The following is a 21,200-nucleotide window of genomic DNA, read 5'->3' as shown; positions in this document are numbered from 1 at the left end:
GATGATTTCCGAAATACAAGCATGGGAACTGACCGATACCAACCGAGACTGGTTGATTCACCGACCCGTCGAGATCGCGATCTACGTGGCGCTCGCAGTCGTTCTGCGCTTCGCACTGCACCGCGGGATCGATCGAATGTCGAAGCCTCGCAAGTCTCCGAACGCCAAGGTGAACGAGCGCAGATCGCAGCGAGCCCGGACCATCGGTTCGGTACTCAAATCGACGGTGTCCATCGTCATCCTGGTCTGGTGTGTGCTGCAGATTCTCGGCATCCTCGGGATCAACGTCGCGCCGTTCATCGCATCCGCCGGAGTCATCGGCCTTGCCATCGGTTTCGGTGCACAAAACCTGGTGCGTGACTTCCTCTCCGGCATCTTCATGTTGCTCGAGGATCAGTACGGTGTCGGCGACGTCGTCGATCTCGGCGACGCGGTCGGCACCGTCGAAACAGTGGGCCTGCGCGTCACCACGATTCGAGATGTGAACGGCACCTTGTGGTACTGCCGCAACGGCGAAATCCTGCGAGTGGGCAACATGAGTCAGGGTTACGCCACTGCAGTTCTCGATCTCCCGATCGCCCACAATGCGAACGTGCACAAAGCGTGTGAGGTGGCGACGCGAGCTGTCCTCGAGGCGGCAGAGTCCGAACCGATCAGGGCGGACATGATCGACAAGCCGGAGATGCTGGGAGTCAATTCGGTTACTGCCGAGGCAATTACCATTCGAGTGACGGCGCAGGTCAAGCCTGGGCGCCAATGGGCAGTCCAGCGCGCATTTGCGCGCTCGGCTCTGACTGCGTTCGAAGAGCAGGGTATCGAGGCACCGTACCTGCCTGTTCTGCGATGACGGTTGAGACGGAAGCGTCTGCCCTTTCCATCAAGTGCGCGAGCCCCCGGCGCGGTCGATACCGCCGGGGGCTCGCTGGTGCCTGAAGCATGATTCAGACGGTGGAGGTCGAGACCTCCCGATCTGCCGATCTGTTGCCAAACGCCTTGTGCAGGAACATCGTCAGTGCAATGGCTACCACGATTCCGATCAGCGGCGGGATTCCCACCTCGAACTCACCGGAAAGCCAAGCGAGGAACGCTGCGACGGCATAGACGGCCAGGTTTCGCCAGTGGACCGGCTGCGGGGTGTACCCCTCGGGTATGCCTCGCCGCCACCGGCACAGGAAGTCAGCGATGATCACGCCGCCCAATGGCGGGATGAAAGTTCCGAGCAGGCTCAGGTAGTCGACCAGATGGTTGTGCACACCGGTCAGAGCGAGCGCCGTGCCGATCACACATCCACCGATGACGAACGGGGTCTTGCGGGGCTTTCTGAACAGTTCGGCACCGGCCACTCCGAATGCGTATGCGGTGTCTGCGTTGCTCTTCCAGAGGTTTCCGAACAGCAAGACCAGGCCCCAGCCGACAAGCCCGAGGTTGTAGAGGATCAACACGAAGTCACCCTCGTGGAACGTGATGGCTCCGATGGCGCCGAACAGGATCATCAATCCGTTTCCGAGGAGGAACCCGATAACGCAGGCCCACACCGCTTGTGATCCGGAACGGGCAAACCTGGTCCAGTTGGGCGCTTGCGTTCCCGCCGATACGAACGTGCCGACGACAGTGGTGATTGCGAGCGCGATCGTCATGGTCGTCTGCGGTTGAACCGAGACCAGGCCGGAGAATCCACCGACCTCTTCGAGGGACCTGAACACGACCCAGCAGGCCAACGCCAGGATCAAGGGCGTCGAGACGAGCGAGACCCAATACATTCCGCGGTAGCCGTAGCAGGCGGTGACGCACATCAAGATGCTCGCCGCGATCATCACCGACGCCCTGGCGAGGTAGGAATCCCAGCCCAGCGCCTGGGCGGTGAGATCGCCGATCGTGCCGATGATGACGCCGTACCAGCCGATCTGAGTACCGCCCAGCAGGATCGAAGCGAGCTTGGACCCGCGAGTGCCGAAACTGTAGCGCGCCATCACAACTGTAGTCAGTCCGGTTCGGGCTCCGACGAACCCCATCATGGCGACGTAGACCCCCAAGATGGCGGATCCGGCGGCGATCACCACCATCAGTTTCCAGAACGAGAACGCGGTACCGAGTGCTGCTCCGGCCAACATCGTCGGCGTGAAGATGGTGAACCCCAACAACACGACCGCGAGCGAGAAGAACGGCTTACGTGCATGAAGCGGAACCGGAGTGACGGGATAGTCTGGATCGATCGGGTGGCCTGCGCTCTCCGAATCGCCTGCGACCGTGGCAGGTTTGACGGCGCTGCTCATACAACTTCGCCGATGTCTTCGAGCCACAGGCTCGGGCGCTCGGCCAGCATGCGGTCCATCAGTGCCACACACTCCGCGTCGTCGACGACGTCGACCTGAATTCCGCTGCTGCGCAACCATTCCTCCGATGCCTCGAAGGAACGATTTTCGCCGACCACGATTCGAGGGATCTCGTACAGGCGAGCCGTTCCGGCGCACATGAAGCACGGCGACAAAGTCGTGTAGAGGACACACTCGCGATACACCGAGGCCGGCAGTCGTCCGGCGCGCTCGATGCAGTCGGTCTCGCCATGACGGATGGCGCTGTTCATCTGGACCCGACGGTTACGTCCGACTGCGAGAACCTCGCCCCGGTGAATCAGCGCCGCGCCGATCGGCACGCCGCCCTCCTCCCAACCGATCTTCGCCTGTTCGATCGCAAGTCCGAGAAAATACTCATCGGTGTGTGCCGGATGATTCATGTGCGCTCCTGGAGTCTGACCAAAATCGTCGATTGTGGCTCGTGTCACAATCCGACCACGGTGGTAACAGCCCGACAAGGGACAACCTGTCAGTTCGGCAGAACTAGCTCTATGACGAAGTGCCCCCTCGGCGGACGATATAGAAATGCTCCCGACTCTGCGACAAGTTCTTGCGATGCCCTCGTTCAAGGCCGCCGCAATCGAGGTGCTCGCGGGCGACGTCGATACCGCGGTGGTCCGCTGGGTCCATTCGTCCGAGGTGTACGAAATGGGTGGGCTGCTGTCCGGAGGTGAGGTCCTTCTGACCACGGGCCTCGGTCTGCACGGGCGATCTCCCGAGCAGCTCACCGCCTACATCGACCAATTGGCGGACGCGGGATGCGTCGCACTCGCGATGGAAGTCGGGCGCTCGTTCCTCACGGCCCCTCCCGAACTCGTCGAAGCTTCGCGCCGACGGGGACTCGCGTTCTTGGCCCTGCACGCAGTAGTGCCCTTCGAGCGGATGGTCGAAGACTTTCACGACCTCATGCTCCGCCGCACTCTCGGTTCGGCGCAAGCGGGCGAGCCTGTCTGGCAAGAACTTCTGAGTCTCGTGGTTGCAGGCCAGGGCATGACCGCGCTGCTCGACAAGGTGTCACGACTCGCGGGGTGCGGCGTCGATCTGCTCGACGCGGATGGCAGAACCGTCGAGCGCAGCACAACCGGCGCAGAGCGATCCGAGACCGAACGCACTATCCACGACGTACGCGGCCCGACGAACTCACTCGGTCGACTTGTCCTGTGCGGGCCGGCAACCACACGCCGAACCGCCGTCGCAAACTGCGCCGCCGTCGCGGTAGCTCTGGAACTCGGCCGTCACGGCGATCTCGGCCCAAGACAGTCACTCGCCCAATCGGTGATCACCGACGTGGTGGGCGGTGTGCTCACATCGCACGGCGACTTGTCCGAGCGACTGACAGCGGCCGGGTGGACGCCGTTGTCGGAGGGGCACCACGTCCTCGTCGCCGCTGTCGACATCGATCGGCAAACCCCGGTTCGAGAGCTCGCTGACCAAGTACGCGACGCCGTGCGGGCCGTGCTCGGCTCCTGTGTCGTCGGGACTGCGGCCAATCACGTCATCGTGCTCGCGCACGGGTGGGCGTCCGCATCCCCCGCTCGAGTGCGGACTGCGTTCACCGAAGCCGACGAGCTGCTACGCCGCGGGCCGGGCGGTTCCGCGGTACGCACGCTCGGAGTGGCGACGCCGGTCGCGGATCTGTCGGGCGTCGGGGCTGCGGTCGCGCAAGCTCGCGAAGTCGTCCAGATCGCACGGCGTTTCGGCACCCGGACCGGAGTGATCCTCGCCAGGGCCGTCGGCGTCCAACGACTGCTCGCCGCCGGCACGACGCCCGCTTCCTTGTCCTCGTTCGTCACGGAGCAACTCGGTTCGCTGATCGCTTACGACACAGCACATTCCGCCGACCTCGTCCGAACGCTCGACGCGTACCTCGCACATCGGGGCGGCAAGGCGAGAACCGCGGATTTCCTCGGCATTCGGCGCCAGTCGCTTTATGCACGGCTCACTCGTATCGAGAAGCTGATGGGTGTTTCCCTCGACGATCCGGCACAGGTGGTCTGCCTCGGGCTTGCGCTGACCGCATGGCGCATGCGCACCGGCCTTGATCCACAAGCTGCGTTCGAGCGTCTCCCCGGGTGAGCGACAACCTCTGCGATGATGAACGAATGACCGGAGCAGCGGAGTTGATGATCGAGATCCCTGCCGGCGAGGTGCACCTTCGGGACGACCGCAAAGGTACTGCGTGGACCTCGAAAGTCGAATCCTTCCGCCTCGCACGCCATCTCACCACCAGGGCACTGCTTCACGGAGATTCGTCGGACGATTCGAGCAAACCAGCGGTCGACCTTTCATGGAAGGACGCCATCGCAACCTGCAACACACTTTCGGTCGCGGACGGTCTGACACCCGCATATCGAGACGTCGACACCGATTCTCCGCAGTGGGACCGGGGCGCAACTGGCTACCGGCTCGCCACCGAGGCCGAGTGGCAGTACGCATGCAAGGCCGGCACCTCCGGCTACCGCTACGGCGAGATCGACGAGATTTCCTGGTACAGCGACAATTCAGAGGGTAGAGCGCATCCCGTCGGAACCAAGACACCCAACAACTGGGGCCTGTACGACATGATCGGCAATGTCTGGGAATGGTGCTGGGATCTCTACGACCCCGAGGTTTACGGCACGTACCGGATCTTCCGCGGCGGCAGTTGGGCCGAAAGTGAGCGCGGTTGCGGCGCTACCGTAAGGAGGCGAAGCCACCCGACGTTTGCTATCGACGACTTGGGATTTCGCCTAGCTCAGACGATCTGAGGGCAGACGGCCGAGGACTTCGAGCACAGCCTCGATCTCTTCTCGACTGCGAAGCCTAACTATCGGCAACGACGGCACATCGACAAGGACCGTGGCCATTCGCTCCTCGTTGCGTCCGTCGGTTCGCCAGGCCCAGCGCACCACGTGATCCGGATCGAACAGAATGGTGTGCAGTGGCGGCTCCATGTTGCGATTCCACAACACCTCTCGCTGCAATCGCCGACGCACGGTTCGTGTGATCACCTGGCGCATCACCGTCCGCCGAGGCAGATCCAACCACAGCATCAGGTCCGCACGCTCGGCCAGAAGTCGACGCACCGCACCGTACTGCCACTCGGTCACCCAGGCCGGCTCGCTGGAAAAGCGTCGTACTTCGGTTTCGAAACTGTCGAGCGGAATCCAGCCGGGCCCGTGGAACAGCGAGTCCAGCTCAGTGTGTTCGATCTCGAGAAGCCGCCCGATTCGACCGGCGAGAGTCGTCTTTCCGGCACCGGAAGTCCCCGCGACAAGGATCTTCTGCGGACGAATCGTCAGCGCGGCGGGGTCTACGAAAGGCACCGATACACCCTAGGGGCCTTACACTTCGCAGTCCACCCATTCGATGTAACCGGTGCCGTTGATCGACGCACCGTCGAAGCTTCCCCGGTAGGTGTACGCGCCGACGTATCCCTTGCCGTGACCGTAGCGCCACTCCGAATCGATCTCGGCCTCGAACTCCACGACCGTCCTGCCGTGATCGCGTACCTGCCAACGCAGTACGCGCGGCACACGCATCTCGCGACCCTGTGGGTCGACGTGCAATGCGTCGGCGTACTCGAGCACGTCGAACTCGACGTCGTCGAAGACCTTCGCACTACCGTCGACAGTCCGAATGTAGGCGAGCTTGCACGCCGTAACGCCTGACGCTCGAACATCGGTGAGCAACAACTGATGCCGGTCGTCCAGTTGAACGATCTGGTAGGTGAAAAAGTCGGCCGGGAGCTTCCACGACTCGGGAAGCGCGCGGCGAGTCAACGATTGCGGTGTCATGCACCGCGCGTACTCGACGGTGCACAGACCCGAAATACTTACCGGTCCATCCGGACTCGCAATTGTTCCGGAGCACTGTGCCAGCAGACTGACGTGGTCGTAGACGGGATTACGCACGAACCACGACGCTTGATCCGTTGCCACGATCTCGAGATCGACGTCGAATGAGTCGTATCGCCCGGTGACTCGGAAGTTCGGATAGCTGTTCTCGATGATCAGGTTGTCACCGAAGGCGATTCGCGAACCATCTTCTTCGAACGCACACTCATCGGCAGCGTCGTACGCCCGGTAGAAGTGATGGCCCGGCGCTGCGGTGGAACTCAGCACGGTTGCGGTGTTTCGCGCGTCTGGTGCAGCGAGATAGTCGTTGTCGAACACCACCGTCCCGGTTGCACCGATCAACGTCATGGTGTTGAGGTAACGGAAAGGCCCTGGCAGCCGGGGAACGAAGATCCCGTAGTGCGTCCACGCGAACTTACGCGAAGCCAGGTGCGGACGCATCATGTCGGGCCGATCGAACGGGCGTACCGATTCCGCCATTCGCTTGTCGATCAGCGGTAGCGCGCCGTCCAGCAAGGCCCGAACCGCGGGTCTCCACAATCGGCGCGAGCGGGTGGCGGGAACAGGGTCGGAACGATCAACGGTTTGTCCGGTCACGCCCCTAAGTTAATGTAACCAGTCGTAACAAACAAGTGTCGAAGTTTCCTCGATGACCTCACACCCTGAACACCCGCGCCCTGCCCACCGGGCGAATAGCATGTGAGAATCCGCGTACCGGAACCGGTCGCAGAGAGGGCGCAACAATGCAGCACGAAGAGTCGTCGTTCACCGGAGTCGCCGGTACCAAGATCGTCTACGACGTGTGGACACCGGACCGCGAACCCACCGGGGTTCTCGTCCTGTGCCACGGACTCGGCGAACACGCGAGGCGCTACGACCATGTTGCTGCGCGGCTCGGGGAACTCGGGCTCATCGTGTATGCACCCGACCATCGCGGGCACGGACGCTCTGGCGGCAAGCGCGTTCACCTCGAGGAATTCTCCGACTTCACCGACGACGTCCACACGTTGTTCTCGATCGTGACGGCGGCACATCCCGGCAAGGACAAGTTCCTGCTCGGGCACAGCATGGGCGGCGCGATCGCCCTTTCCTACGCCCTCGACCATCAGGCCGATCTCAAAGCCCTCGCCCTGTCCGGACCTGCGGTGATCATCGCAACCGGCACTCCGAAGATCGTGATGCAGTTGGGCAAGATCGTCGGCAAATACCTCCCGGACGTGCCCGTCGAGAACCTGGAAGCTGCTGCCGTATCGCGTGATCAGAAGGTCGTCGACAAGTACAACGCCGACCCGCTGGTTCACCACGGCAAGGTTCCCGCCGGTATCGCGCGCGGCATGATCACCGCCGCGGAAGGCTTCCCGGCGCGCCTGCCCTCGCTCACCATTCCCGTACTGCTTCAACACGGCTCGGACGACCGTTTGACGGACCCGGCCGGCAGCAAGCTCGTCGCAGATCTGGCCGGCTCTTCGGATGTCACCTTGAAGGTGTACGACGGCCTGTACCACGAGATCTTCAACGAGCCTGAGCAGGAAGAAGTTCTGAACGATCTGATCGAGTGGCTGCGTCCGCGGGTCACCGGAGCATAGTCATGTCTACGTGCGGGATCCTGCTGGCGGCCGGGGCCGGATCCCGCATGGGCAAACCCAAAGCGCTCGTCACAAACACCGAGGGTCAGTCTTGGCTCCACCACGGGGTGACGACACTGCAGTCCGCAGGCCTCTCACCGGTCATCGTGGTCCTCGGCGCGCAGGCAGAGGACGCCCTCGAACTACTGCCCACCACCGATGTCATTGTGGTGATATCGGATTGGCAACACGGAATGAGCGCGTCACTGCGCTGCGGACTCGAGGCCGCCATGCGAATCGACGACGCAGATGCGGCAGCGATCTCTCTGGTCGACGTCCCGGACCTCAACGCCGACACCGTGACGCGGATCGTGGGTCACAGCTCCCCATCACGAAACATACTGCGAAGAGCTGTCTTTCACGGCCGTCCCGGCCATCCCGTCCTGATCGGACGCGACCACTGGCCGACGCTTGCAAAGTCACTCACCGGGGACGGCGGCGCCAACACCTACCTACGCGAACACGGGGTCGAGTTGGTGGAGTGCAGCGACCTCAGCAGCGGCGTCGACGTCGACTACCCCGAAGCCTGATCGCACGTCACAATCCTCCCAGGTGGTGGGTGTCCGTATTCGGTGTAAAGATGGCCCGATGAAACGTACCGTCGCCGCCCTGCTCGACATCGAGATCGACGAGGCGACCAACCTGGAGTTCAAGATCGCGGTGACGCGCGCGCCGGGTGTCGAACTGCTGGAAACGATGTCGTTCGTCCATGACGGCAATCCGCTCGAACCCCGCGAGATCACCGCCGAACACGGTACCCGGATTCACCTACTCGACTGTGCCCCAGGCAAACTGATCGTCAGCTACGACGCAACCGTCATCGGCCGCGCAGAACCGGCGTCGGTCAGCGACTACGACGTGTCGAAATATCTGCGCCCCAGCCGGTATGCCGAGGCCGACAAGTTCTTCGGTTTTGTCGCCGGGCAATTCGATCTCGCCACTCCCCCGGCCGAACTCCTCCTCGAAGTCACTCGCTGGGTGAGTACACATTTGAGTTATGTTCCCGGCACCAGTCGCGGCACCGACAGTGCGGTCGACACCTTGCTCGCCGGCGCCGGAGTGTGCCGCGACTACTCGCACCTGACCATCTCACTGCTGCGCGCCGTGGGGATTCCCGCTCGACTGGTGGCCGTCTACGCGCCGGGCTGCGATCCGATGGATTTTCACGCCGTAGTCGAAGCCAATATCGACCACGTCTGGCGCGTGGTCGATGCAACGCAATTGGCGCCGCGCAGCAATCTTGTGCGCATCTCGACCGGCCGAGATGCCGCAGACACAGCCTTCCTCGACAATCACGGCGGTTCGATCACGTTGCACGCCTCGGAAGTTCGCGCAGTCGTCGACGGCGTTCTCGACAACGACGACTACGCAACACTCACATCGATCGGCTGAAAAGCGTCAGGCGCTGATCTGGTTCTGCGAGGCCATCGTTCGCTCGAGGAACTTGACTGTCAGATCGACGATCGCCTTGCCCTCCCGAAGAGCTTTGCCGATCACCGGGAAAGCATGGATCTGCCCACTCCAGATGTGCGTTTCGACGGCTTGTCCTGCCTTGATCAAGTTTTCGGTCATGATCTCGACGTCCGGACGCATCAGTTCGTATTCGGCGGACACCAGGAACGACGGCGGAATCAGACTGGCGTCGGCGTTGATCGGCGACTGCGCACCAGGAATCTCGTCCGGCCCCTCGAGCCACCGGTCCTTGAGCTTTTCCACCTGTGACATCGGTAGGTAGGCATCACGTTTCATGAAATCGGGATCATGGTCCTCGAGGTTCACGTTGAGAAGAGGGGAATATCCCACCACGGCAGCGGGCCGCGTGATTCCGCGCAGTGCGGTAATTTCGGCGACCTTCATGGCCAGGTATCCGCCCGCCGAGTCACCGGCAACCACAATCTTGTTCGGGTCTTCGGCTGTCTCGAGCAACGCGGTGTACGCGGCCATTGCGTCCTTGACGGAGGTGCCGATGGAACCTTCCGGCAGCTGGCGGTAGCGCACGGAGATCACCGGTACGCCGGCCTTCGCAGAGAGCAAACCGCACAGTGCCCGGTGCGTTGCCAGACCGCAGAAGACGAATCCCCCTCCGTGGAAGTAGAGGATCGTGGCGCCGGCCAACTCGCCCTGCGCTTTTCGTGGATGCTGCACCTTCTCGCTGGGCACACCCCCCAGCGTGAAAGGCTCGATATCGAGGTTCTTCGGCTTCGGCAGTTTGTCCGCCATCGCATCGAGTCGCTCGAGTTGGCGGATACCACGTTCGGTGGTCGGCCAAAGGGTGAACATCGGCTTCACGAACGTCCTGGTCAGGCAGAAGATAACCCGCGCTCGCGGACTCACGTTCCAATGCCATACCGTCGAATCTCGCGTCCGCATAGCGTCCTCCCAGGTCAAGCCGTTTTGTGCATTTGAGTTACACATACTTGTCGGCTGCTGATGTGAACGATAACTGACGCTGCGTCAAAATGACACGACGGGTATGGATCAATTGCTCGAGCGTGTGCAAGTTCTGGTCGCGATCACGGCCGGGAGAGATATGCGCACAGTCCGCGGTGCCCTCCACGCATCATCGCTTCATGATTCCACTCGAACAGCGGCTTCGCGACCTTCGCGGCCAGACCAAGCGCTCCGGACACCGCTACCTGTTGCCGAAATTCGGCTGTGCAACCAGATCCAGCGGGGCGCACCGCCCAGCTACTCCACCCGGTCATTGCGCCGGTGAGACGCACTTTCAGAAAGCGGTCAACTGAGTCTTCCACCTCGCGTCGCCCGAAGACCAGCAGCGTCAGAGGGACAGCGCTGCGGATGGACATGGAGCCTGAATGCTCGTCGATCGTCCCGACTCGGCGTATCTGAGGCCACCACTGCGAATACCGTTCGGCATCCGCGAGAACCTCGTAGACGCGGTCAGCAGAGGCAGGAAGCGTCCAGACGCTGTGGAAGTCGAAGTCGGTCACGGTTCAGTCCGTCTGCGCAGCAGCAGTCACCCAAGCACCGTAACCCGAACCGCGGGTGCCTACACGCCGGGCTTGCTCAGTATTCGAATGTCTCCACCCGTCGCAGGATCTCCTCCGCGATCTTGGCGGGACTCCCGCCCACGTCGACGACGATGGCCTGTTCGTCCGGGTCGACGGCCTCGAGTGTCGAGATCTGGGAGTCGAGCAGCGAGGCGGGCATGTAGTGATCGAGGCGAGCGGTCAATCGCTGGCCGATCTGATCCCGCGAACCGGCGAGGTGCACGAACACGACGTGCTCACCGCGAAGCACGTCGCGGTAGCTGCGCTTGAGTGCCGAACACGTGACGATGCCCGGCTGACCGGCGTCGGTATGGCTCTTGATCCAGACGGCGATCTTGTCGAGCCAGGGCCAGCGGTCTTCGTCGTTCAACGGATGCCCGGTCGCCATCTTGTCGATGTTCGCCTGCGGGTGGAGATCGTCGCCTTCTTGAAGGTCCCAACCCATCGCTCCGGCGAGCATGCCGCCGACCGTCGACTTTCCCGAACCCGAGACACCCATCAGGACGAGCACGGGATACTGCTTCTGCTGTGCCGCTTCGGTGTTCATGTGCTCGCCTACCTAGATGAATGCGCTCAACACGAGCACTCCGGCCAGGCCCGATACCGAGATGATGCATTCCATCACGGTCCAGGTCTTGAGGTTCTGTACCACGCTGACGCCCAGATACTCCTTCACCAACCAGAATCCGGCGTCGTTGACGTGCGAGAGGAAGAGCGAGCCCGCACCGATCGCCAAGACCATCAGCGAGACATGTGCGGACGAGAGGTCTGCCGCAACCGGAGCGAGGATGCCCGACGCCGTCACCGTTGCCACCGTTGCCGAACCTGTTGCGACGCGGATCAATACCGCTACCAGCCAGGCCAGGAACAGCACGGGGAGGCTGCTGCCCTTGATCGCGTCGGCGATCACTCCGGCGATACCGGTGTCGATCAGGACCTGCTTGAAACCACCACCGGCGCCGACGATCAACAAGATGCCTGCGATGGGAGGTAGGGAACTCTCGAGTGACTTCGAGATGGCCTTGCGGTCCATTCCGCCGCCGCGACCCAGCAGCACCATACCGACCAGAACCGCGAGACCCAAAGCCACAACGGGTGTTCCGAGGAAGTCGAGGACGGACTTGGGGAGTGCCTCGGAATCGGGTGCGATCACGTCTGCAAATGCCTTGCCCAGCATGAGAACAACCGGCAGGAGGATCGCTGCGAGAGTAGCCGCGAACGAGGGACGCTGCTTCTTCTCTTCCTCGCCTCGATCTTCGCCTGTGACAAAAAGTTCCGGGACCTTCACGTCGACCCACCGCGCGGCGTACTTACTGAAGACCGGTCCGGCGAGAACAACAGTGGGGATCGCGACGAGGACACCGAGCGCGAGGGTGAGGCCGAGGTTTGCGTTCAAAGCCGAGACTGCAACCAGCGGCCCTGGGTGCGGGGGAACCAACCCGTGCATGGCCGAGAGGCCGGCGAGGGTGGGGATCGCGATGCGCATCAGGGACAAGCCGGAACGCCGCGCGACGAGGATGATGACCGGCATCAACAGGACGAGACCGATTTCGAAGAACATCGGCAGACCGATCACTGCGCCGACCAGAGCCATGGTCCACGGAAGCGCCTTGGTGCTGGAACGGCCGACCAGCGTGTCGACCACTCGGTCGGCACCGCCGGAATCGGCGAGGAGTTTGCCGAACATCGCGCCGAAACCGATCAGGATTCCAACGCTTCCCATGGTCGACCCGAAGCCTGTCGCGAATGCCGCGACCGACTCGGCCGATCCGAGGCCGGCCGCCAGACCGACGCCCACCGCGCCGATGGACAGCGCGAGGAACGGATGCAGGTCCAGCCAGGTGATCAACGCGATGATGACCGCGACGCCGGCGACTGCAGCGATGATCAATCGTGCGTCGCTACCAGCGGGGACGACCTCGGCCGCCAGCAATGCTGTGGTGTTCATAGGGACTCCCAGTCCGATGAGTGATTGAGGTCACTGTTCCTTAATTAACCTACAATTTCAAGAGCAGACACTAATTTGTAGTATTTATTCGGCTTCCACCGGGCTTACTCCATACGCATGGGACGATCTACGTATGCCTTCTGTCCCGTTTCAGCAGTTACACGACTCGATGCTGGAACAGCTCGGCCAAGACATAGTCGGTGGTGTGCTCGCTCCGGGAACCACGATCTCCGCCGACGAGGTGGCAACGCGATACGACGTGTCGCGAACCGTCATCCGCGAAGTTGTCCGCGTTCTCGAATCCCTCGGACTCGCCTCGGTTCGTCGACGCGTCGGAATCACCATCCTGGGCTCCGAACACTGGAACTCGCTCGACCCCAATGTCATCCGCTGGCAACTGGCCGGTCCTGATCGGTTCGAGCAACTTTCGATCCTCAGTGAACTCCGTTCCGGCATCGAACCTCTGGCTGCGCGACTGGCCGCAACTCGCGCCACACCTGAGCAGTGCGGCGCTCTCACTGCAGCCGTCATCGGCATGTCAGCTACCTCGCGCGCTGCCGATACCGACGCATATCTCGGCCATGATTCCGACTTTCACCGCACACTGCTCGCCGCTTCCGGCAACCCGATGCTGCGGGCGATGTCGCAGATCGTCGTCGAGATACTCGAAGGCCGCACCCGCCACTCGTTGATGCCCCACGAGGCCGACCCCGAAGCGATTCACCTGCACGGAGTGGTCGCATCGGCTATTCAGGCCGGAGACGCCGACGCCGCGGAAGCCGCCATGCGCTCGATCGTCGCGGAATCCGCAGAAGCGGTCGAAACAATGCGCGAAAGCCCCGAACCGCCGCCTCATCTGTAAGTCGAGCCACAGACTCGGCGGAATTGGCCCGCAACTGCTCCGCAAGTGGAACGCTTGGCGCCATGACAGCACTCGCTACCCAGAACAGCGCACTCTGATGGCCCGCCCGGTACGCGTCGTCGTCCTCGGTGCCGGATCGTGGGGAACCACGGTGGCCGGCCTCGCTGCCCGCAACACCCCGACCCTGTTGTGGGCACGCAATTCCGAAGCAGCCGACGAGATCAATTCGCAACGGACCAACTCCAAATACCTTGGTGAGCGCAAACTTCCCAAGGGGCTCAAGGCAACCTCGGATCTGGTCGAAGCCGCCCGCGAAGCGGACGTACTCGTATGCGGGGTGCCTTCGCACGCCGTTCGCTCCACCCTCGCCGAGATCGCCAACGAGGTTCGGGCGTGGGTCCCGGTGTTGTCACTGTCCAAGGGTCTCGAGCCCGGCACCCGGCAGCGCCCCACCGAAGTGATCGCCGAGTGCCTGCCCGGCCATCCCGTCGGACTGCTCGCGGGCCCCAACATCGCCAAGGAGATCGTCGACGGCATGGCCGCGGCATCGGTCGTGGCCACCCAGGACGATCGCGTCGCCGCCGCGCTGCAACCCCTGTTCGCATCGTCGGTCTTCCGCGTCTACCGCAACACCGACGTACTCGGCTGTGAACTCGGCGGCATCCTCAAGAACATCGTTGCCATCGCCTCGGGCATGGCCGACGGTCTGGGAGTCGGTGACAACACTCGTGCGATGGTGCTCGCACGCGGTCTCGCCGAGATGACCCGACTCGGTGAGGCGATGGGCGCCAACCCGCGCACTTTTGCCGGCTTGACGGGCGTCGGCGATCTGATTGCCACCTGCATGGCTCCGACTTCTCGCAATCGTCGCGTCGGCGAAGCTCTGGCGCAGGGATTGACCGTCGAGGAGGCGGTCGCCAAGCTCGGTCAGGTCGCCGAGGGCGTCAAGACCGCCCCCACTGTCATGGATCTGGCCCGTGAATACGGCGTCGACATGCCGATTGCCGCGGAGGTCGAGGCCGTCATCGGTGGTCGCCAAAGTGCCAGCGACGCATATCGCGGACTTCAGAAGGTTGCCCCGGGCGGCGAGCACGAGGTGGCGTGAGGAAGATCTACAGGTATCTAGCGATTTGGCTAGATACCTGTAGATCGCCCGAGATCACGGAATTGGCGCGTCGACGAAGATGTCGATCGCCAACGGTGACTGACCGCCGTACTGCGAGAAATCCGAGATCCCCGCCTCGCGCAAGATCTCGACGTCGAGCACTGTACGACCGGTATCCGTGCCGGCGGGACGCCCGAGAATCTCGACAGCCGCATCGGCCATGATCTCGGGTGAACGCGAGTGCTCGATACTGTCGTCTCCCCCGAGCAGGTTTCCGACAGCGGCCGTGGCGATCATGGTCTCCGGCCACAGGCAATTACTCGAAATCGGTGCACCTGAATACTCTGCGGCGATACCCAAGGCCGCCAATGTCATTCCGTATTTGGCCAACATGTAGCCCGGATGAGCACCCAACCAGTGCGGCGAAAAGTTGAGCGGCGGCGACAGCGTCAACACGTGCGCATTGGCCGAAACCCGAAGGTACGGAAGGCACGCGCGGGTGAGCGCGAAGGTACCACGGACATTGACCTGCTGCATCAGATCGAATCGCTTCATCGCGAGATCTTCGGTTTTCGAGATGTCGAGGACGCTCGCGTTGTTGACCACGATGTCGATGCCACCGAAGTGCTCTACCGCTGCAGCCACGGCCCGCGCGATGTCGTCGTCGTTCCTCACGTCGCCGACGACCGGAACGGCATGACCCTCGAGCTCGTTCAACTCGTCCACAGCCGTGTGGATAGTTCCGGGCAGCCTGGGATCCGGCGTATCGGTCTTGGCGAGCAACACGATATTTCCGCCGCGGCGCGCTATCGCACGGGCGATGGCAAGTCCGATGCCACGGCTTCCCCCGGACATGATCGCGGTTCGTCCCCGGAAGTTCTTGTCGTCCAAAACGAATCCTTGTCATCGTCGACGGTCTTCGTCGTTGCGGGTGTGGCCGCGGGAAGTCCCGGCACGACCACTCGTCGACTTCCACGATATGAGCGCCTTCACGCGATGACTACGTCCGCAGAGCATCAACAATCGTTGGTCCGTTGTCCTGACGGGACAACGGATCAATCCGGTCAGCCACCCACCGGGCGCAGAATCCACCATCCGCCGAGCACGAGCACCGCGACGTTCACGAGCAGGAACAACCCGACCCAGACGATCGCGGGTATCGGTGAGAGCCTGGCCAATTGGTCGGCGTCCGAGTCCGGTGCCCCGCCTCGTCGCATTCGCTGCCGTTGAAGTTCCACGACCGGGCGTGGTCCGGCAAAGAGGAGGAAGAGCGTCAGGAAGTACGCTGCGGCCACTTGCTGCTCCTGGGTCCCCCACCAGACGAGCCCGAACAACACGGCTCCCACGACTGCAAGTGAGAAGACTCCGTAGAGGTTTCGGATCAGGACCATCATCACCGCGATGACGAATACGCCGATCCACAGCACCGAGACCGCACGCTGCGCGCCCAACAACCCGGCCGCGCCGAGTCCGAGAATCGACGGTCCGACGTACCCCGCGAACGTCATCAGAATGACGCCGAAGCCGGTCGGTTTGCCCGACGAAATCGCGACACCCGACGTATCCGAATGCAGGCGAAGACCTTTCAACCGTCGACCGACCAGGACGGCGACGATCAGGTGAGCACCCTCGTGTGCGATGGTGACAACGTTACGGGCGATCCGCCACAGGTGTGGTTCGAGAACAATGATCACGGCGATCAACGCGGCCAGTTGAACTACCCACACCGGCGGATTGGGACTGAGCGCCGCCACCCGATCCCACGCGGTTTCGAGCGCGTTCACTCCGCTTGTCCGCGCAGGTATCGGCCGAAGTGCGGGACCGTGAATCCGATGGATCCACGTTCTGCCGAATAGATCAGTCCCTTCTTGATCAGTCCATCGCGTGCCGGCGACAGGGAAGCCGGTTTGCGCCCCAACTCGACGGCGATCTTCGCGGTTGCGACGGGTCCGTCGTCACCGGCGAGATCGGCCATGGCGCGCATGTACTCACGCTCCGCGGGCGTTGCTCGCTCGTATCGCGATCCGAAGAAACCGACAGCGAGTTCTTCCTCAGCCGTCGGCGCGCCGACGCGCACGTCTTCTGCCGTGATCGGACTCGACGCCGCCACATCCCACGTGGCCTTTCCGTAGGCCTGAACGAAGTACGGGTACCCGTCAGCCGCTTCGTACAGAGCGTCGAGCGCGGATTCGGTGAACTCGACGTCCTCACGCTCGGCAGGTGCGATCAGTGCCTGATCTGCAGCTTCACGCTCGAGGCGGTCGATCCGGTGGTAGCTGAACAGGCGCTCCGAGTAGCTTTTCGACGCCGACAGCACAGCAGGCAGATGCGGAAGCCCTGCACCGACGACGATCAGCGGTGCCGCGTCCTGACTCAACTCGTGGCAGGCCCCGCAGATCGCCGAGACATCCGCTGCTCCGAGGTCCTGCATCTCGTCGATGAAGATGGCGATCCCGACGCCGACATCTCTGGCCAGCGACGACGCGTCGAGCAGCAACTCGACCAGGTCGATCTCGATGTCGCCGCTGTCTGCCCGACCTTTGATCGCGGGTGCGTCGATGCCTGGCTGCCAGCGCTCGCGCATTCCCTTGTCCGCAGTGGCGCGTAGGGCAAACGATTTGAGGACTCCGAGGAACTGCTCGACTCGCTCCGGATCGCGATGGGAGACCGCGATCTCTCGGACTGCCATGTGGAGCGCTGACGAGAGTGGGCGTCGTAAATCCTGATCGGGGCGCGCCTCGATCTTGCCGGTCCCCCAACTTCGGGAGATCGCGGCCGAACGCAACTGATTGAGCAGGACGGTCTTGCCGACGCCACGCAATCCGGTGAGGACAACACTTCGTTCCGGGCGGCCACGCGCAATTCGCTCGAGAACGACGTCGAAGGCGTCGATCTGCTTGTCGCGCCCGGCGAGTTCCGGCGGGCGTTGACCGGCACCGGGGGCATACGGATTGCGCACGGGGTCCATGCCCATCGACGGTACAAGCCGAGTGGACGAATATCCCGCTCTCTAGCGCGTGTCCTAGAGAGAACTAGGAACCGCAATATCGGCTCGACCTTGTCGAACCGGGCTCCGGCGTCGTCGTCTAACCGTCCAGGGTTGACGCTCGGGCGAAGTCCCCGGCCGCATGGGCTCCAATTGCTCCGGCCAGAATGATCGCCGGATGCGTCGCGGCCAGATAGAGCCCCGACACGCCTTCGGCGAAGCCCAGCAGCGGGCGGCCACCACGCGGGATGGGACGGTCAGCGACTACCGCCTCGATCAGTTCCACTTGGTCACCGTCCTCGAGCTGACTGCGGATCGCGTGCAGCGTCGGCCCCGCAAGCTCACGAGCATCTCCGGAGAACCCGACCGGAACATCTTCAGCCGCAATCAGTGTCGTGTCGTCCAATTGCCGGATCTCGAAATCCGGAGAGGAGAGTATTCCGTTCACCAATGGGTGGGGCGTCGAGAATCTGATGAGGCAACACGGGGAGGCGTCGACCTCGACGTCGACTCCCGCCGACGCCGCGAGTCCAGGAATCGCGGTACCCGCAGCGAGCACGGTGGCCGACCCGTAGACGGGACCGTCGGCAGTCATTACTCCGCACACTCTCATGCCCTCCGTGAGCACCCCGAGCGCACTGACATCGGAATACACTGTGGCACCGTACTCTTCGGCACCTCGCAGGAGCGATCGAGCGAACGCAACCGGATCAACGCCACCGTCATCAGGCGCGCAGGCTGCCACTAACGGGGCCGTCCGTAATCCCGGCTCACGAGCAAGGATTTCCTCTTTACCGATGAGGTCGACGGGATGGCCGAGTGCTCGATGAGCATCTATGAACGCTCGGGTCTCCGCATCCGTCTCTTCCCAGGTGATCGCGCCTCTGCGGCGCAGACCGAATGGCTCGACGAGTTCGCGCTCCAGTCGGTCGAGCTCGAGTGCGGCGCCATGTCGGAACGGATCGGAGTAGGTTTCTGCTGCACTCTTCGAGAGGCCGACCCAGGCAAAGGAGTTGCCGGTCACCCCTCCCGCCACCGAGCCGTGCTCCAGCACGGTGACTCGGAGACCAACGCGCGCCAGGTGATACGCGATCGACGCGCCGACGATGCCGGCACCAATCACCAGGATCGGACTGTCGTTTCGACCATTCGGATGCGTCACCAGTGGACCATATCTGCGAGCCGCAACGTGGATCCACTCAATTTGGATGCGAGGACTTCGGCGGTTAATGGAGAACTAGGCCTGTTCCCGCTCGGCGGCGAGAGCGACCGCCCGTTCGAAGGTATGGACGAGCACTGCACGCCGAGCACCCTAAACTCGAGCCACTCCCCACGCGGTGAACCTGCGGTCACCAGTCATCGGAGTACACGCAGCAGTTCCCAAAAGAGAACAACAACCGCCCGTGGGCACCGACAGGCCCGCCAGACCGGGCGTAAAGCCCGCCCAGTCTTGTCGCCAAGTCGCCGATCAGGTAACCCGAGGTCATCCGCGCGCTGATGCTTTGAGGCTGTCGACATTGGCGACGGGTCGCACTGGTGAACGCCCAGTCGTGGCCGAGGCCCTAAAGAAGCCCTCCAACAACCGATCCCGACTTCAGGTCGCATCACCCCCAGAACACCGATACTGAAATCCCGGCTTCCGTCTGAACGCGTTGGCGTGCAATCTTTGCTCTGACTCTGTATCTCGGGACTTTCCAAAGCACTCTTCCGATCGTCGAAAAATATCCGCGCTGGATTCGACAATCGTCTAACGATATGTGACCTACATCTCCGTAGCGTTACCCGTCATATCCGGTTGGGTTTTCGTGAACAGGGAGTTGACGCTTGAAGAAGCCAGTTCTACATCGCGCGATGCGCGCTTACACGCGAACCGCCACGTACGCGGTATCGGCAACAGCACTCGTCCTCGTGGTTTCCGCGTGTGGCTCCGCACCGGGCGCCACACAGACTCGAACGATCACCGACGATCCGATACCCGCCTTCACCTTCGCTCTTGCAGCGGCTCCGATCTCCTTAGATATCACTAAGGATTTCGGTCCTTCCATGCAGGTTCAGACCCTGTTCACCGAACCGCTGGAACGGCTTTCCGGTGAAGGAGAGTTGCGACCTCATCTCGCCGAAGCCGTATCGGTTCCTGACCCGACGACCATCGACTACGTCATCCGGTCCGACGTGCGATTCTCCGACGGAACTCTACTGACCCCGGAGGACGTGATCTGGAGCCTTCGGCACGTCTCTGATTCCGCAGCCGGGGCGCAAACTGCCGGCGAGCTGGAAAGTCTCGAAAGCATCGAACAAACCGGACCGATGCGGGTGACTGTGAAGTTGTCGCATCCCGATCCGGTTGCCAGGCAGAGCATCGCGCTATTCGGACTGATCCAACAGGCAAGGTTCGCTGAAGAACATGCTGCCGAATTGGGTACTGCGCAAGCGGTTCCGGTGGGCACTGGCCCGTACCGGGTCCAAGAATATTCAAGTTCCGGTGTGCAACTTGTCCGTAACAATGACTACTGGTCGGAGCAACCTGCACCGGAAACGCTGAAGTTCGACGTGATTCCGGACGGCAACACCGCTCAGTTGGCAATGCGATCCGGCGACATCCAAGCTGCGAATGTGGCCGACATCAAGAAGCAGTCACAGTGGAAGCAGATCGGTGGAATCGACACGATCGAGGTCCCTCTGACCAAGCTCACGTATTTGACGTTCGATACCAGTACGAGTCCGTTCGACGATGTCCACGTGCGGAAGGCCGTCGCGCACTCGATCGATCGAAAAGGAATCGCAGAGGCGGCATTCGGCAACGACTCCGCGATATTGAAGGGTTTGGCAACTCCGGAAATGTTGACCGGTGTCGCCGGTTCCCCTGGGAACGCACAATCCTTCCTGGACGGAATCGGCGGAATCGAGTTCGACAGTAACCTTGCGGCGCAAGAACTTGCCGCCTCGTCGCACCCCCAGGGATTCACGGTGGAGGTCCCCTACACCGACAACGTGAACTGGACGGAACTGACGGTACTCAACCTGCAACAAAACCTGGCGCCACTCGGTGTGACCGTTGTTCCAAAGCCCATCACCCAGACCCAATGGATTTCCGACCTGTACGCCCACAAGGTTCCCGGAATCGGATTCCTGTCGATTACCGCATCGACGCCCGACCCCAAATTGATCGGCTCCGTCGTCGGAAAGGAGAACGCTGTCGCACCGAAATTCAACGCCTCGAATTGGTCTACCGATTCCGTCGAACAGGCGCTGCCCGTCCTGAACGGATCGACCTCACCCCTGGACCGATGGACTGCCGCCCAGACCATCTTGACCGGCATCCACGAACAACTTCCGTACGTCCCGCTGTTCAATCCGAATCTGGTCTACGCAATTGCCGACGGGTTCGCCTTCGATCGCGACATGTCCTTCTACGACTTCGTCAACGGTTCGTGGGTTACCGCGGTGAAGGCAACGTCGTGAACGACTATCTC

General features: G+C 62.4%; 21 protein-coding genes. 9 read left to right on the top strand and 12 right to left on the bottom strand.

The genetic code is table 11. The annotated features are described in order from the left end of the window. The first annotated feature begins 1 nt into the window (after position 1). Positions 2 to 847, top strand: coding sequence for a mechanosensitive ion channel family protein (locus ACN50D_RS06240; protein WP_003939801.1), 846 nt, complete (start codon positions 2 to 4; stop codon positions 845 to 847). Positions 848 to 941: 94 nt separating this feature from the next. Here ACN50D_RS06240 and codB read toward each other — a convergent pair whose 3' ends face one another. Both codB and ACN50D_RS06230 read right to left on the bottom strand, forming a co-directional pair. Next, the gene (codB, locus tag ACN50D_RS06235; protein WP_211920981.1) at positions 942 to 2,273 is read right to left on the bottom strand and encodes a cytosine permease; all 1,332 of its coding nucleotides are present in this window, start codon (positions 2,271 to 2,273) and stop codon (positions 942 to 944) included. Then, positions 2,270 to 2,734 (bottom strand): nucleoside deaminase, encoded by a 465-nt coding sequence (locus tag ACN50D_RS06230; protein ID WP_003940577.1) that lies wholly within the window; start codon positions 2,732 to 2,734, stop codon positions 2,270 to 2,272. Before ACN50D_RS06230 ends, codB begins: the two co-directional genes overlap by 4 nt. A gap of 175 nt (positions 2,735 to 2,909) precedes the next feature. Here ACN50D_RS06230 and ACN50D_RS06225 point away from each other — a divergent pair, with 175 nt between their 5' ends. Further along, on the top strand, positions 2,910 to 4,430 hold the full coding sequence (locus ACN50D_RS06225) for a PucR family transcriptional regulator (protein WP_249342808.1): 1,521 nt from the start codon (positions 2,910 to 2,912) through the stop codon (positions 4,428 to 4,430). Positions 4,431 to 4,456: 26 nt separating this feature from the next. Further along, positions 4,457 to 5,101, top strand: a complete 645-nt coding sequence (locus tag ACN50D_RS06220; protein ID WP_065352772.1) for a formylglycine-generating enzyme family protein — start codon at positions 4,457 to 4,459, stop codon at positions 5,099 to 5,101. On the opposite strand, the gene ACN50D_RS06215 is transcribed toward ACN50D_RS06220, so the two are convergent. Next, positions 5,084 to 5,659 (bottom strand): hypothetical protein, encoded by a 576-nt coding sequence (locus ACN50D_RS06215; protein WP_064073890.1) that lies wholly within the window; start codon positions 5,657 to 5,659, stop codon positions 5,084 to 5,086. The genes ACN50D_RS06220 and ACN50D_RS06215 overlap by 18 nt on opposite strands. A gap of 18 nt (positions 5,660 to 5,677) precedes the next feature. Beyond that, the gene (locus tag ACN50D_RS06210; RefSeq protein WP_211920985.1) at positions 5,678 to 6,787 is read right to left on the bottom strand and encodes a DUF6670 family protein; all 1,110 of its coding nucleotides are present in this window, start codon (positions 6,785 to 6,787) and stop codon (positions 5,678 to 5,680) included. Positions 6,788 to 6,933: 146 nt separating this feature from the next. Between ACN50D_RS06210 and ACN50D_RS06205 the strand changes: the two genes are divergently transcribed. The 3 genes from ACN50D_RS06205 to ACN50D_RS06195 are packed head-to-tail and all read left to right on the top strand — an operon-like array spanning position 6,934 to position 9,207. Continuing rightward, positions 6,934 to 7,776: an alpha/beta hydrolase gene (locus ACN50D_RS06205; RefSeq protein ID WP_211920987.1), complete on the top strand. Its 843-nt coding sequence runs from the start codon at positions 6,934 to 6,936 to the stop codon at positions 7,774 to 7,776. Between the two features lie 2 nt (positions 7,777 to 7,778). Further along, the gene (locus ACN50D_RS06200) at positions 7,779 to 8,345 is read left to right on the top strand and encodes a nucleotidyltransferase family protein (protein ID WP_037128704.1); all 567 of its coding nucleotides are present in this window, start codon (positions 7,779 to 7,781) and stop codon (positions 8,343 to 8,345) included. A 58-nt stretch (positions 8,346 to 8,403) separates the two neighbouring features. Then, positions 8,404 to 9,207 carry a transglutaminase-like domain-containing protein gene (locus ACN50D_RS06195; protein WP_030536536.1) on the top strand — a complete coding sequence of 268 codons (804 nt, stop codon included), beginning with the start codon at positions 8,404 to 8,406 and terminating at the stop codon, positions 9,205 to 9,207. A gap of 6 nt (positions 9,208 to 9,213) precedes the next feature. Here the strand turns inward: ACN50D_RS06195 and ACN50D_RS06190 are convergent, their stop codons facing one another. The 4 genes from ACN50D_RS06190 to ACN50D_RS06175 form a co-directional block, all read right to left on the bottom strand. Next, the gene (locus ACN50D_RS06190) at positions 9,214 to 10,185 is read right to left on the bottom strand and encodes an alpha/beta hydrolase (RefSeq protein WP_095972066.1); all 972 of its coding nucleotides are present in this window, start codon (positions 10,183 to 10,185) and stop codon (positions 9,214 to 9,216) included. 143 nt (positions 10,186 to 10,328) lie between these two features. After that, complete coding sequence (locus ACN50D_RS06185; RefSeq protein ID WP_007729979.1) at positions 10,329 to 10,766, bottom strand: SRPBCC family protein; 438 nt, start codon at positions 10,764 to 10,766, stop codon at positions 10,329 to 10,331. Between the two features lie 76 nt (positions 10,767 to 10,842). After that, positions 10,843 to 11,373 carry a gluconokinase gene (locus tag ACN50D_RS06180; RefSeq protein WP_030536532.1) on the bottom strand — a complete coding sequence of 177 codons (531 nt, stop codon included), beginning with the start codon at positions 11,371 to 11,373 and terminating at the stop codon, positions 10,843 to 10,845. 12 nt (positions 11,374 to 11,385) lie between these two features. After that, positions 11,386 to 12,774 (bottom strand): GntP family permease, encoded by a 1,389-nt coding sequence (locus ACN50D_RS06175; RefSeq protein ID WP_211920989.1) that lies wholly within the window; start codon positions 12,772 to 12,774, stop codon positions 11,386 to 11,388. Between the two features lie 133 nt (positions 12,775 to 12,907). Here ACN50D_RS06175 and ACN50D_RS06170 point away from each other — a divergent pair, with 133 nt between their 5' ends. Then, positions 12,908 to 13,636: a FadR/GntR family transcriptional regulator gene (locus tag ACN50D_RS06170; protein WP_047272025.1), complete on the top strand. Its 729-nt coding sequence runs from the start codon at positions 12,908 to 12,910 to the stop codon at positions 13,634 to 13,636. Between the two features lie 97 nt (positions 13,637 to 13,733). Continuing rightward, positions 13,734 to 14,741 carry an NAD(P)H-dependent glycerol-3-phosphate dehydrogenase gene (locus ACN50D_RS06165; RefSeq protein ID WP_003940093.1) on the top strand — a complete coding sequence of 336 codons (1,008 nt, stop codon included), beginning with the start codon at positions 13,734 to 13,736 and terminating at the stop codon, positions 14,739 to 14,741. Positions 14,742 to 14,795: 54 nt separating this feature from the next. On the opposite strand, the gene ACN50D_RS06160 is transcribed toward ACN50D_RS06165, so the two are convergent. From ACN50D_RS06160 to ACN50D_RS06145, 4 genes are all read right to left on the bottom strand, one after another. Continuing rightward, positions 14,796 to 15,632, bottom strand: a complete 837-nt coding sequence (locus tag ACN50D_RS06160; RefSeq protein WP_047272023.1) for an SDR family oxidoreductase — start codon at positions 15,630 to 15,632, stop codon at positions 14,796 to 14,798. A gap of 173 nt (positions 15,633 to 15,805) precedes the next feature. Next, positions 15,806 to 16,525, bottom strand: coding sequence for a M50 family metallopeptidase (locus ACN50D_RS06155; RefSeq protein WP_007729974.1), 720 nt, complete (start codon positions 16,523 to 16,525; stop codon positions 15,806 to 15,808). Continuing rightward, the gene (locus ACN50D_RS06150; protein ID WP_007729973.1) at positions 16,522 to 17,709 is read right to left on the bottom strand and encodes an ATP-binding protein; all 1,188 of its coding nucleotides are present in this window, start codon (positions 17,707 to 17,709) and stop codon (positions 16,522 to 16,524) included. The genes ACN50D_RS06155 and ACN50D_RS06150 overlap by 4 nt, the downstream gene beginning before the upstream one ends. A 118-nt stretch (positions 17,710 to 17,827) precedes the next feature. Then, positions 17,828 to 18,889: an NAD(P)/FAD-dependent oxidoreductase gene (locus ACN50D_RS06145; protein WP_211920990.1), complete on the bottom strand. Its 1,062-nt coding sequence runs from the start codon at positions 18,887 to 18,889 to the stop codon at positions 17,828 to 17,830. Between the two features lie 662 nt (positions 18,890 to 19,551). Between ACN50D_RS06145 and ACN50D_RS06140 the strand changes: the two genes are divergently transcribed. Next, positions 19,552 to 21,189, top strand: a complete 1,638-nt coding sequence (locus ACN50D_RS06140; protein ID WP_134929666.1) for an ABC transporter substrate-binding protein — start codon at positions 19,552 to 19,554, stop codon at positions 21,187 to 21,189. Positions 21,190 to 21,200 lie beyond the last annotated feature (11 nt).

The sequence above is a fragment of the Rhodococcus sp. SB1D genome, from assembly GCF_048573875.1.
Lineage (GTDB): Bacteria > Actinomycetota > Actinomycetes > Mycobacteriales > Mycobacteriaceae > Rhodococcus_F > Rhodococcus_F qingshengii.
Note: the sequence above shows the minus strand (reverse complement) of the source record. Positions and strands in the feature narration are given on the sequence as shown.